Annotated in this window: 9 protein-coding genes and 1 pseudogene; 7 read left to right on the forward strand and 3 right to left on the reverse strand. The window is 71.6% G+C overall.

Annotated features, from left to right (window positions below; genetic code table 11):
- The 4 genes and pseudogenes from ABT084_RS28425 to ABT084_RS28440 form a co-directional block, all read left to right on the forward strand.
- Positions 1-816, forward strand: a pseudogene (locus ABT084_RS28425) (ABC transporter ATP-binding protein); the annotation flags it as partial.
- A 137-nt stretch (positions 817-953) separates the two neighbouring features.
- On the forward strand, positions 954-1,895 hold the full coding sequence (locus tag ABT084_RS28430; protein ID WP_351049686.1) for a FadR/GntR family transcriptional regulator: 942 nt from the start codon (positions 954-956) through the stop codon (positions 1,893-1,895).
- Positions 1,896-2,255: 360 nt separating this feature from the next.
- On the forward strand, positions 2,256-3,860 hold the full coding sequence (locus tag ABT084_RS28435; protein WP_351049689.1) for an RNA polymerase sigma factor: 1,605 nt from the start codon (positions 2,256-2,258) through the stop codon (positions 3,858-3,860).
- A gap of 98 nt (positions 3,861-3,958) precedes the next feature.
- Positions 3,959-4,801 (forward strand): S1 family peptidase, encoded by an 843-nt coding sequence (locus ABT084_RS28440; protein ID WP_351049692.1) that lies wholly within the window; start codon positions 3,959-3,961, stop codon positions 4,799-4,801.
- A gap of 164 nt (positions 4,802-4,965) precedes the next feature.
- Here ABT084_RS28440 and ABT084_RS28445 read toward each other — a convergent pair whose 3' ends face one another.
- Complete coding sequence (locus ABT084_RS28445) at positions 4,966-5,199, reverse strand: DUF7455 domain-containing protein (RefSeq protein ID WP_330333066.1); 234 nt, start codon at positions 5,197-5,199, stop codon at positions 4,966-4,968.
- A gap of 443 nt (positions 5,200-5,642) precedes the next feature.
- On the opposite strand from ABT084_RS28445, the gene ABT084_RS28450 reads away from it, so the two are divergent.
- From ABT084_RS28450 to ABT084_RS28460, 3 genes are all read left to right on the forward strand, one after another.
- Entirely contained in the window at positions 5,643-7,763 is a 2,121-nt protein-coding gene (locus ABT084_RS28450) for a DNA gyrase/topoisomerase IV subunit B (protein ID WP_351049696.1), read from the forward strand.
- 161 nt (positions 7,764-7,924) lie between these two features.
- Positions 7,925-8,440 carry a DUF485 domain-containing protein gene (locus ABT084_RS28455; RefSeq protein ID WP_351049699.1) on the forward strand — a complete coding sequence of 172 codons (516 nt, stop codon included), beginning with the start codon at positions 7,925-7,927 and terminating at the stop codon, positions 8,438-8,440.
- Positions 8,437-10,029, forward strand: a complete 1,593-nt coding sequence (locus ABT084_RS28460; RefSeq protein WP_351049702.1) for a monocarboxylic acid transporter — start codon at positions 8,437-8,439, stop codon at positions 10,027-10,029. Before ABT084_RS28455 ends, ABT084_RS28460 begins: the two co-directional genes overlap by 4 nt.
- Positions 10,030-10,047: 18 nt before the next feature.
- On the opposite strand, the gene ABT084_RS28465 is transcribed toward ABT084_RS28460, so the two are convergent.
- Both ABT084_RS28465 and ABT084_RS28470 read right to left on the reverse strand, forming a co-directional pair.
- A complete protein-coding gene (locus ABT084_RS28465) occupies positions 10,048-10,758 on the reverse strand; it encodes a response regulator (protein ID WP_351049704.1) in 711 nt (236 codons plus the stop codon).
- On the reverse strand, positions 10,755-12,368 hold the full coding sequence (locus tag ABT084_RS28470) for an ATP-binding protein (RefSeq protein WP_351049707.1): 1,614 nt from the start codon (positions 12,366-12,368) through the stop codon (positions 10,755-10,757). Before ABT084_RS28470 ends, ABT084_RS28465 begins: the two co-directional genes overlap by 4 nt.
- Between the last annotated feature and the right edge of the window lie 146 nt (positions 12,369-12,514).

A 12,514-nucleotide genomic window follows, 5' to 3' on the forward strand; every position in this document is an offset into this window, starting at 1 on the left:
CGCGCGGGGTCCACCGCGCGGCCCCCGTCGCCCGTGCGGCGCGTGGGCGGGCCCCTGCGCCCGCTGCGCTACGAGCTGCGCCGCGTCTTCGGCACCGCCACCCCGCTGCTGACGGCGGCGCTCGTGGTGGCCGTCTCCGTGGTCACCGCCCTGCTGCTCGCCCGGCTCGGCCACGCCCCGCAGAACAGGCTGCTCGCCGCCTGGCCCGAGCCCGTGCCGCTGCCCCCCGCCGCCCTCGGCGCGGGACTGCTCGGCGCCCTGGCCTTCGGTGAGGAGTACCGCTACCCCGCGCTCGCCGCCGACCGCGGCACCGTGCCCCGGCGGCTGGGGCTGCTCCTCGCCAAGCTCGGGGTCTGCGGGGCGCTCGCCCTGGCGCTGGGCGTCCTCGCCGTCACCGCCGACGCGGCCGCCCTCGGGCTGGTCTTCGACCGGGGACCGCTGCGGCTCCCGGCGCACTGGGTCGCTCCGGCCGCCGCCTGGGCCGGGCTCCTCGTCGGCTGCGCCTGGTCCGGGGTGCTCGCTTCCGGGGTGTTCCGCTCCGGGCTGGCCGGCCTGGGCGCCGTGATCTCCGTACCAGTGCTCGTCGTGCCGCTCGTTCGCAAGGCCCTCGACGGTCCCTCCGCCTATCCGGCCTCCGGACTGGCGGGCCGGCTGCGCGGGCTGTCGTGGGCGCAGTGGCCCCCGGAGGCGGACCGGCTGGTGCTGGGCGCTCTGCGGGTGCTGGCCCAACCCGTCGGCACCGCGCTGGTGTTGTCCCTGCTGGTCCTGTTGTGCGCCTACGGGTTCACCGGGCTGCGCGGCAGGGTCCGTTGGTGACCGAAGCGAGGCGGAACGGAGACCGGGGAAGTCCGCCTGGGTCCGCTTCACGCGAACCGGATCGCAACTCCGCGTAAAAGGCCCGGTTCTTTACGATAAGTCGTCAATTGCGTAGGTGGCACCGATCACCCTTTCGTGTGCTTTTCACCAAAGACCTCAAGGGTCGCCGGAGCACGGCCGACAAAGGATTCGTGAGTACCCTTGCGCACACCATGATGACCGCCGCCCGCCACGCCGACACCGGCCTCGCCGGGCCGGGCGAACTCGACCGCTACCCCTACGCGGAGGCCCCCGGCACCGACCGCGTCGGTGTACCCCACTGGGACGGAGCCGACGTCGAGTTGAGCCGGGTCGGCCGCCGCACGGCGGGCAGCCGCGGCCGCGGGCTGCACGGCCAACTCGTCCAGCAGCTCGGCCAGATGATCGTCTCCGGCGACCTCGGAGCGGACCGCCCCCTGGTCCCCGAGGAGATCGGCCAGCGCTTTGAGGTCTCCCGCACGGTCGTCCGCGAATCGCTGCGGGTCCTGGAGGCCAAGGGCCTCGTCAGCGCCCGCCCCAACGTCGGCACCCGGGTCCGCCCCGTCGCCGACTGGAACCTGCTCGACCCCGACATCATCGAGTGGCGGGCGTACGGCCCCCAGCGCGACGACCAGCGGCGCGAGCTGAACGAGATGCGCTGGACCATCGAGCCCCTCGCCGCCCGTCTCGCGGCCGGGCACGGCCGCCCCGAGATCCAGCAGCGCCTCGCCGACATGGTCGAGATCATGGGCCACGCCCTCGGCCAGGGCGACGCGATCACCTTCGCCCGCGCCGACAACGAGTTCCACGCGCTGCTGATCCAGGTCGCGGGGAACCGGATGCTGGAACACCTCTCGGGCATCGTCTCCTCCGCCCTCCAGGTGTCCGGCAGCCCGATCACCGCCTGCGACCGGCCGAGCGAGACCTGCGTCGCGCACCACGCGCGGATGGTCGAGGCGCTCGCCGCGGGCGACGCCACGGGCGCGGAGGCGGCCATGCGCCAGCTCCTGACGGTCCATCCGGAGGTCGAGCGCGTGGTCCCCGCACCGCGCGAACACTGACCCGACGGGCGGGCGGACAGGCGCGAGCGTGGGGTGGACGAATGTCGCCGGGCCCGGTCGGGTCCGGCGACACCGGTGTCCGGGCCGGCCACGAACTCGGTTACGCGTCACCGAATGACCGGCATGGGAGCACGCGGGATGTGACTTCGGCCACGAAGATTGGGCGTAACGCTCTGCGAGGTCACGCGATGACCTTAAGAGGTGGTGGCCGACGGAAGGAACACAGCAGCCGTTCCCGGTGCTGTGCAGCTCCCCGGCCGTTTCCCGCGCCGCCGGCCCATCCCCGGTCGGTGGTCGTCGGCTCCGGTTCAGGACCAGGCCGGTGTCGGAAGCCGTTTCCATCGTTCCGAGAGGTTGTTCGTGTCGGCCAGCACATCCCGTACGCTCCCGCCGGAGATCGCCGAGTCGGATTCCGTGATGGCGCTCATCGAGCGGGGCAAGGCCGAGGGGCAGATCGCCGGCGATGACGTGCGTCGGGCCTTCGAGGCTGACCAGATTCCGCCAACCCAGTGGAAGAATGTTCTGCGCAGCCTCAACCAGATCCTCGAGGAAGAGGGTGTGACGCTGATGGTCAGTGCCGCGGAGTCGCCCAAGCGCCCTCGTAAGAGCGTCGCGGCGAAGAGCCCCGCCAAGCGGACGGCCACGAAGACGGTCACGGCGAAGACGGCGGCCGCTCCCGTCGGCCCCGCGGTCCCGGCGGCCGGTGCGGCGGACCCGGAGCAGGGGGACGCGCTCGTGGAGGGGACCGTACCCGAACCCGACAACGCGGCCGCGACCGACACCGCGGCCGACGCTCCCGCCCCCGCCAAGAAAGCGGCGGCGAAGAAGACCGCGGCCAAGAAGACGGCGGCGAAGAAGACCACCGCCAAGAAGACCGCGGCGAAGAAGACGGCGGCCAAGAAGGACGACGACGCGGGCGAGGACGAGTCCGCCGAGGGCGCTCCGAGCGCCGCCAAGGCCGAGGAAGGCGAAGAGGAGGAGGGCGGCGAGGCCAAGGGTTTCGTGCTCTCCGACGACGAGGACGACGCCCCCGCCCAGCAGGTCGCGGTCGCGGGAGCCACCGCCGACCCGGTCAAGGACTACCTCAAGCAGATCGGCAAGGTCCCCCTCCTCAACGCGGAGCAGGAGGTGGAGCTGGCCAAGCGGATCGAGGCGGGCCTCTTCGGCGAGGACAAGCTGGCGAACTCCGACAAGCTCGCCCCCAAGCTCAAGCGCGAGCTGGAGATCATCGCCGAGGACGGCCGCCGCGCCAAGAACCACCTGCTGGAGGCCAACCTCCGCCTCGTGGTCTCGCTGGCCAAGCGCTACACCGGCCGCGGCATGCTCTTCCTGGACCTGATCCAGGAGGGCAACCTGGGCCTGATCCGCGCGGTCGAGAAGTTCGACTACACCAAGGGCTACAAGTTCTCCACCTACGCCACGTGGTGGATCCGCCAGGCGATCACCCGCGCCATGGCCGACCAGGCCCGCACCATCCGCATCCCGGTGCACATGGTCGAAGTGATCAACAAGCTGGCCCGCGTGCAGCGCCAGATGCTCCAGGACCTGGGCCGCGAGCCCACCCCGGAGGAGCTGGCCAAGGAACTCGACATGACCCCCGAGAAGGTCATCGAGGTCCAGAAGTACGGCCGCGAGCCGATCTCCCTGCACACGCCGCTCGGCGAGGACGGTGACAGCGAGTTCGGTGACCTCATCGAGGACTCCGAGGCGGTCGTCCCGGCCGACGCGGTCTCCTTCACGCTCCTGCAGGAACAGCTGCACTCGGTGCTCGACACGCTGAGCGAGCGCGAGGCGGGCGTGGTCTCCATGCGGTTCGGCCTCACCGACGGCCAGCCGAAGACCCTCGACGAGATCGGCAAGGTGTACGGCGTCACGCGCGAGCGCATCCGCCAGATCGAGTCCAAGACGATGTCCAAGCTCCGGCACCCCTCGCGCTCGCAGGTGCTGCGGGACTACCTGGACTAGCGGCTACGGGTCCGCGTCGGTGGCCGTGCGCGGGTGCGCGCGGCCACTGGTCATTCCACTCTGGGTACAGCCATGTACACACAGAGTCAGGAGGCCCTATGCGTCGTCCCTTTGCCCGAGCTCTGGCAGGTGTGCTGACCCTGGTGGCGGGAGCGGCCGTGGCCCCGCTGGCCCAGGCGCCCCGGGCCCGCGCGGACGGTGTGGTGATCGGCGGGCAGCCCGTGAGCGTGGGGGACAACCCCTGGGTCGTGGCGCTGGCCAGCCGTGACCGGTTCGGGCGTACGCGGGCCGGACAGTTCTGCGGGGGCGTGATCGTCGGTCCGGCCAAGGTGGTGACCGCGGCGCACTGCCTCGGCGCCAATGTGCTGGGCGGGCCCGTCGAGTCCGTGGCCGACCTGGTGGTGATCACCGGCCGGAACGAGCTGACGGCCGTCGACCAGGGCAGGGAGATCGCGGTGCGCGGCGCCCGGGTGAACCCCGCCTACGACCCTGTGACCAATGCCGGGGACCTCGCCGTACTGGAACTGCGCGAGAGCGTCCCCGCCCGGTCCGTCCTCCCGATGGCCGCCACTGGGCACGCGGGCTACGCCCCGGGGGCGGACGCGACCGTATACGGCTGGGGGGACACCAGCGGTTTCGGTGACTACGCGGACACGCTGCACGCCGTCGGGGTGACGGTGCTGGCGGACGAGAACTGCCGCCGGGCCTACCCCGGGGACGCGGACGGCCAGTACCAGGAGGCGTCGATGGTCTGCGCGGGGGTCCGGGAAGGCGGCAAGGATGCCTGTCAGGGGGACAGCGGGGGGCCTCTGGTGGCCCAGGGCAGGCTCATCGGGCTGGTGTCCTGGGGGCGGGGCTGCGGGCGCGCCGACAGCCCCGGTGTGTACACGCGGATCGCCCCGCTGATCGGCTTCGTCGGGGAGACGGGCCGGCGGGGCTGACGGCGGTCGCGGGCGCTCCGGACGCTCCGGGCACGCCTGGGGCGCCGGGCCGTCCGGGAGTGCCGGGACATGAGGACGGGCGGTCCCCCTGGGTCTCAGGGGTACCGCCCGTCGACCGGCCTGCGCCGGTCCTGGCTCGTCGGGATGCGAGGTATAGGCCTGTGTCAGCGGTCCTCGGGGTCGGCCACAGCCGCCGGAGCGGTCGTGAGCCGCTCGGTCTCATCCTGTATTTCCGCGGCGATCTTCTTGAGTTCCGGCTCGAACTTACGCCCGTGGTGGGCGCAGAAGAGCAGTTCACCGCCGCTCAGCAGGACGACGCGCAGGTATGCCTGGGCGCCGCAACGGTCGCATCGATCAGCGGCCGTCAGCGGGGTCGCGGGTGTCAGAACAGTAGTCACGTCGCCTCTTCTCTAGCTCGACGAGCTGTCGTACCAGGGTCAACATCCAACCAGGCCGAAAACGTTCCCGCTCGCGGCTTTTCCTCGAAACTTCCTTCCGAAGCTGGCCGGCTGTTGCCGGTTGGCGGCGAAGGAGCCGTATTGCATTGCTTTACGGTTTCGCGTTGTCTGTCGTTGCTTCTTGCAGGTTCGGCCCTCTCCGGCGAGTGCCGGTTGTTCATGAGGACGTGCCCGAACCCTAAATGGTTCATGCCTGGAAGGGAACGTGATGTTTGCTTCACTCCAACGAGCGATCGAACATCCGTGCGGGCCTGCACTAGGCTGAAGGATCACGAGGGTGGCGTTACATCGGCTCTACCAGGCCTCGATACCCTCTGACCGGCACCCGAGCCACCTCTGCGCCCGACCGGGCCAGAAAAGAAATTCAGCGAGGAGCGAACTGCGTGACCGCCGACACGTCCGTGCCTTCCAGCGCGCTGCTGTCCGGAGCAGACCGGGACGGTTCCAACTACACCGCGCGGCACCTGCTCGTCCTCGAGGGCCTCGAGGCCGTCCGCAAGCGCCCCGGCATGTATATCGGGTCCACGGACAGCCGTGGCCTCATGCACTGCCTCTGGGAGATCATCGACAATTCCGTCGATGAGGCCCTCGGAGGCTACTGCGACCACATCGAGGTGATCCTCCACGAGGACTCCTCCGTCGAGGTGCGCGACAACGGCCGGGGCATCCCGGTCGACGTCGAGCCGAAGACGGGGCTGTCCGGCGTCGAGGTCGTGATGACCAAGCTGCACGCCGGCGGAAAGTTCGGCGGCGGCTCGTACGCGGCCTCCGGCGGCCTGCACGGCGTCGGCGCCTCCGTGGTCAACGCGCTCTCCGCCCGGCTGGACGTCGAGGTCGACCGCAACGGCTCCACGCATGCGATCAGCTTCCGCCGCGGCGTCCCGGGCATGTTCACGGAGCAGGGTCCCGACAGCCCCTTCGACCCGGCCAACGGCCTGCGCAAGGTCAAGCGCGTCACCAAGGGCCGCACCGGAACCCGGGTGCGCTACTGGGCCGACCGCCAGATCTTCCTCAAGGACGCCCGCCTCACCCTGGACACGCTCTACCAGCGTGCCCGCCAGACGGCCTTCCTCGTGCCCGGCCTGACCATCGTGGTCCGCGACGAGCGGGCCCTGGAGGGCGCGGGCAAGACGGAGGAGACCTTCCGCTTCGACGGGGGCATCAGCGAGTTCTGCGAGTACCTCGCCCAGGACAAGGCCGTCTGCGACGTGCTGCGGCTGACCGGCTCGGGAACCTTCAAGGAGACCGTCCCGGTCCTGGACGAGCGGGGCCACATGACCCCGACCGAGGTCACCCGCGAGCTGGGCGTGGACATCGCCCTGCGCTGGGGCACGGGGTACGAGAGCAACGTCAAGTCCTTCGTCAACATCATCGCCACGCCCAAGGGCGGCACCCACATCTCGGGCTTCGAGCGGTCGGTCGCCAAGACGGTGAACGAGGTGCTCCGCTCGGCGAAGCTGCTGCGCGTGGCCGAGGACGACGTGGTCAAGGACGACGCGATGGAGGGCATGACGGCCGTCGTGACCGTCCGGCTCGCCGAACCCCAGTTCGAAGGCCAGACCAAGGAGGTCCTCGGGACCTCGGCCGCCACCCGGATCGTCGCCGCCGTGGTCGCCAAGGAGCTCAAGGCGTTCCTGACCTCCACGAAGCGTGACGACAAGCAGCAGGCGCGCTCCGTGATGGAGAAGATCGTCGCGGCCGCCCGGACCCGGATCGCGGCCCGCCAGCACAAGGAGGCGCAGCGCCGCAAGACGGCGCTGGAGTCCTCCTCGCTGCCCGCGAAGCTGGCCGACTGCCGCAGCGACGACGTGGAGCGCAGCGAGCTGTTCATCGTCGAGGGGGACTCCGCCCTCGGCACCGCCAAGCTCGCGCGGAATTCCGAGTTCCAGGCGCTGCTGCCGATCCGCGGCAAGATCCTCAACGTCCAGAAGTCCTCGGTCTCGGACATGCTCAAGAACGCCGAGTGCGGCGCGATCATCCAGGTCATAGGAGCCGGGTCGGGCCGCACCTTCGACATCGACGCCGCCCGGTACGGGAAGATCGTCCTCCTCGTCGACGCCGATGTGGACGGCGCCCACATCCGCTGCCTGCTGCTGACCCTCTTCCAGCGCTACATGCGCCCGATGGTCGAGGCGGGCCGGGTCTTCGCGGCCGTACCGCCGCTGCACCGGATCGAGCTCGTCCAGCCCAAGAAGGGCCAGGACAAGTACGTCTACACCTACTCCGACAACGAGCTGCGCCAGACGCTGCTGGAGTACCAGCGCAAGAACATCCGCTACAAGGACGCCATCCAGCGCTACAAGGGTCTCGGCGAGATGGACGCCGACCAGCTGGCGGAGACCACCATGGACCCCCGCTTCCGCACCCTGCGCCGGATCAACATCGGCGACCTGGACGGGGCCGAGCAGGTATTCGACCTGCTCATGGGCAATGAGGTGGCGCCCCGCAAGGAGTTCATCACCAGCTCGGCGGCGACCCTGGACCGCTCGCGCATCGACGCCTGATCCACGGGCGCGCCGGCGCCCGGTCCGTCCCGGTCCTCTTCGCTCCCGCACCAGGCCATCACCTGATGGAGTGAAGAGAACCCGGACGCCGGTCCCGGGCCCTTCCCTCCGCACATCCTTGGCATTACGCGGCCACTGCGGCGGCGGACAAGGAGAGCCCGGTGGACAAGCAAGAAGGGCGCGATGCCGGAACGATAATCCGGTACGACGATCCCTGGTACGAGGCCCTCGCCGCGGGCTGGGGCGAGGGCGAGGGGGAGGGCGGGGAAGCCGGACCGCGCGCCCCCGGCCCGCGCTCGGCCACCGCGGCCGAGGACGGGCGGCGCGGCCCCGAGGCGGCCGACATCTACCTCGAGGTCCAGCGCAGCGCCGCCTTCCAGGAGGTCCGCGGCCGCTACCGCGGGTTCGTCGTCCCGGCCACCCTCGGCTTCTTCCTCTGGTACATCGCCTACATCGTCGCGGCGACCGCCGCCCCGGACCTGATGGCCCGCCCCGTCGTGGGCGCCGTCAACGTCGCCCTGCTCGCCGGACTCGGCCAGTTCCTCAGCACCTTCGTGCTGACCTGGGCGTACACCCGCCACGCGCGGCTGCGCCGGGACCGCGCGGCCCTCGATCTGCGCTGGACCGTCTTCGAGCAGGAGCGGGACCAGGAGCGCACCCGGGGGGCCGGCCGGTGAACACCGAACACCAGACGCTGGCGCTCATCCTGTGCAGCCTCTTCATCGCGGTCACCCTGGGCATCACCACCTGGGTGAGCCGCAACCGGCACGGCTCGGCGGAGGAGTTCTACGCCGGGGGGCGGCTGTTCTCCCCCCTGGAGAACGGTTTCGCCATCGCGGGCGACTACATGTCCGCCGCCTCCTTCCTCGGCATCTCCGGCCTGATCGCCCTCTTCGGCTACGACGGCCTGCTCTACTCCGTCGGCTTCCTCGTGGCCTGGCTGGTGGTGCTGTTCCTCGTCGCCGAACTGGTGCGCAACTGCGGCCGGTTCACGCTCGCGGACGTGGTCGCGGCCCGGATGAGCGAGCGGCCCGTACGGATCGCGGCGGGCGTCTCGTCCGTCACCGTCTCGGTGCTGTACCTGGTCGCGCAGATGGTCGGCGCGGGCAGCCTGATCGGTCTGCTGCTCGGCAATTCGAGCACCGGCGCCCGGACGCTGACCGTGATCGGGGTCGGCGCGCTGATGGTGATCTACGTGTCCTTCGGCGGCATGCGCGCCACCACCTGGATCCAGATCGTCAAGGCGGTCCTGCTGATGGGCGGGGCCATCGCGCTCACGGTGCTCGTCCTGCTCCGCTTCCACGGCGACTTCAACCAGCTGCTGATCAGCGCCGCCGACCGCAGCGGCCACGGCAAGGCGTTCCTGAACCCCGGTCTCAAGTACGGCGGGGACTGGACCGCGCGCTTCGACTTCATCAGCCTCGGGCTCGCGCTGGTCCTCGGCACCGCCGGACTGCCGCACATCCTGTCGCGCTTCTACACCGTGCCGACCGCGCGGGCGGCGCGCCGCTCGGTGGTGTGGGCGATCGCGCTCATCGGGGGCTTCTACCTGATGACCATCGTGCTCGGCTTCGGGGCGGCCGCGCTGCTGGGCCCGGATCAGGTGCGGGCCTCCAACGCCTCGGGGAACACGGCCGTTCCGCTGCTCGCCGCCCACCTGGGCGGAGGGGCCGATTCCACGGGGGGCGCGGTGCTCTTCGCCATCGTCGCCGCCATCGCGTTCGCGACGATCCTCGCCGTGGTCGCCGGGATCACGCTGGCCTCGTCCGCTTCCGTCGCGCACGACCTGTACGCCTCGCTCAAGCGGCGCCACGCGCGTCAGCGCAGCGAGGTGACCGTGGCCAGGGCGGCGGCCGTGGGCATCGGGGCGGTCGCGATCGCCCTCGGGCTGCTCGCTCAGGACCTGAACGTGGCCTTCCTGGTGGGGCTGGCGTTCGCGGTCGCCGCGTCCGCGAACCTGCCGGTGCTGCTCTACTCGCTGTTCTGGCGGGACTTCACCACGCGGGGCGCCGTCTGGTCGGTGTACGGGGGCCTGGTACCGGCCGTGCTGCTGGTGGTGCTCTCGCCGGTGGTCTCCGGCAGCCCCGACGCGCTCTTCCCGCACGTGAACTTCCAGTACTTCCCGCTGCAGAACCCGGGGATCGTCTCGATCCCGCTCGGCTTCCTGGCGGGCTGGCTGGGCACGCTCACCTCGGCCGAGGAACCCGACGCGGCCAAGCACGCCGAGACGGAGGTCCGGTCCCTGACCGGCGCCGGAGCGGTGTGAGGTGACGCGGCCCGGGGCTCAGGGGCGCGCGGTCGGGAGCCAGGTGTAGCGGTGTTCCGGGCGGCCGGTCTCCCCGTAGCGCAGGGAGAGCCGGACGCGGTCGCTGCGTTCGAGAAGCTTCAGGTAGCGCTGGGCGGTCTGGCGGCTGATGCCCGACCGGTCCGCGATCTGCTGGGTCGACAGCGGTCCGTCGGCGGACCGCAGGACCTGGCGCACCAGGTCGGCGGTGGTGGGGGAGTGGCCCTTGGGCAGTTCGTTGGGGGTGGCGGCCCCGGCGAGGGCGCCGAAGATCCGGTCCACCTCGGCCTGTTCGGCCTCGCCGCCCCCGCCCAGCGCCCGTCGCAGGGCCGCGTACGCCTCCAGCTTGGCCCGCAGCCCGGCGAAGGTGAACGGTTTCACCAGGTACTGGAGCGCGCCGAGCCGCATCGCGGCCTGGACCGTGGCCAGGTCGCGGGCGGCCGTCACCATGATCACGTCGGTCTGGTGGCCGAGCCGCCGCAGCGACCCGACCAGCTCGAGCCCGCTGCCCCCGGGCATGTAGTGGTCCAGCAGGAGCAGGTCCACCGGCCGGTCCGCCGCGCGCTCCGTGACGAACTCCAGTGCTTCGGCCGCCGTGTGCGCCCGGCCCGCGACCGCGAAGCCGGGCACCTTCGCCACGTAGGCCGCGTTGATCCGGGCCACCAGGGGGTCGTCGTCCACGACCAGGACCCGGAGCGGGGAGCCGCTCATCGCAGGGCCTCCGGCAGTTCGACGGAGAATTCCGCCCCGCCGTCCGCCGCCTCACCGGCCCGGGCGCTGCCGCCCTGGCGCTGTGCGAGACGGCGTACGAGCGCCAGCCCCAGCCCGCGCTCGCGGTGCCCTCGGGGCCGCTTCGTGGACCAGCCCTCCGTGAAGATCTCCTCGCGCCGGGCAGCGGGCACCCCGGGCCCGCTGTCGCGCACCCGCACCACGGCGGTGCGGCCCTCGGCGCGCAGCTCCACCTCCACCAGGGGCTCGGCCGAGCCCACCGCCGCGTCCAGGGCGTTGTCCACGAGGTTCCCCACGATGGTGACGAGGCCGCCCGGGTCGACCAGCCGGTCGGGCAGCAGGGTGGCGGGGGCCAGGCGGAGCGGGACGCCCCGCTCGGCGGCGACGGCGGCCTTGCCCACGAGCAGCGCGGCGAGCAGGGGGTCCCGGACCTTCTCGGTGACCTGCTCGGCCGTGGTCCGGTGGACGCCGACGACCTCGGTGAGGAACTCCGCGGCCTCCTCGTGCAGCCCCAGTTCCAGCAGGCCCAACAGGGTGTGCAGCCGGTTGGCGTGCTCGTGGTCCTGGGCGCGCAGGGCGTCGATCAGGCCACGGGTGGAGTCGAGTTCCCGGCCCAGGTGCTCCACCTCGGTGCGGTCGCGCAGGGTGGCGACGGCGCCGCCGTCCTCGGTCGGCATGCGGTTGGCGAGCAGGACGCGCGAGCCCTGGACGGTGAGCAGGTCGCGCCCGGTGACACGGCCCGCCAGGACGTCGGTGGTCCGCCCGGGGCCCAGCAGCTCCTCCAGGGGGCGTCCGGCCGCGTCCGGTGCGCCGGGGGCGAGGCCGAGCAGCCGGGCCGCCTCGTCGTTGACGAGGCGGACGCGGCCGGCGTGGTCGAGGGCGACCACGCCCTCGCGGATCGAGTGCAGCATCGCCTCCCGCTCGGCGAGCAGCCCCGCGATGTCCGAGAAGGCGAGGTCACGGGTCTGCCGCTGGATCCGGCGGGAGAGCACGAAGGCGGCGAGGGCGCCCACCGCCAGCGCGCCGCCCGCGTAGGCGAGCAGCCCGGGAATGGCGCCGAGCAGCCGGGCGCGGACGTTGTCGTAGGCGATGCCGACCGAAACGGCGCCGACGATCTCACCGTCGGCGGCGACCAGGGGGACCTTGCCGCGGGCGGAGCGGCCGAGGGTGCCCTCGTCGATCTCCATGACCTCGCGGCCGGCCAGCGCGTCGCCGGGGTCGGTCGAGACGGGCAGCCCGATCCGTTCGGGGCTGGGGTGGGAGCGGCGGATGCCGTGGAGGTCGACCACGACGACGTACTCGGCTCCGGTGGCGCGGCGGATCCGCTCGGCGATGGCCTGGACGGGGCTGTCGGGGCGGGGCGGTCCCGCCAGCAGGGCGGTGGGCAGCTCGGGATCCGCGGCGACGCTCTGGGCGATGGCCAGGGCGCGCCGCATGGCCTGGTCGTCGAGCTGGGCGCCGAGCGGGGCCAGGAAGAGGCCCGTGGCCAGCACGGCGACTCCGGCGGCTATCGCCAGCTGGGTCAGCAGGATCTGCGAGACGGCCCGCCGGGGCCGACCGCCGCGCCGCGTGCTCGTGAAGGGGAACCGCATGAGAACGAACGGTAGGGCGGCCTCCGCTTTTTGGGAATTTCCCTAGGGCACGCAAATTGCTTGCGTGGCTTGCGCGGTGCTTGCGCAAGTGATTCCGCAGCGAAAGTGCGGTCATGGCGGTAGACGATGGAGCAAGGTTCTGCAAT

This window comes from Streptomyces sp. NPDC002138 (assembly GCF_040296485.1).
Taxonomy (GTDB): Bacteria; Actinomycetota; Actinomycetes; order Streptomycetales; family Streptomycetaceae; genus Streptomyces.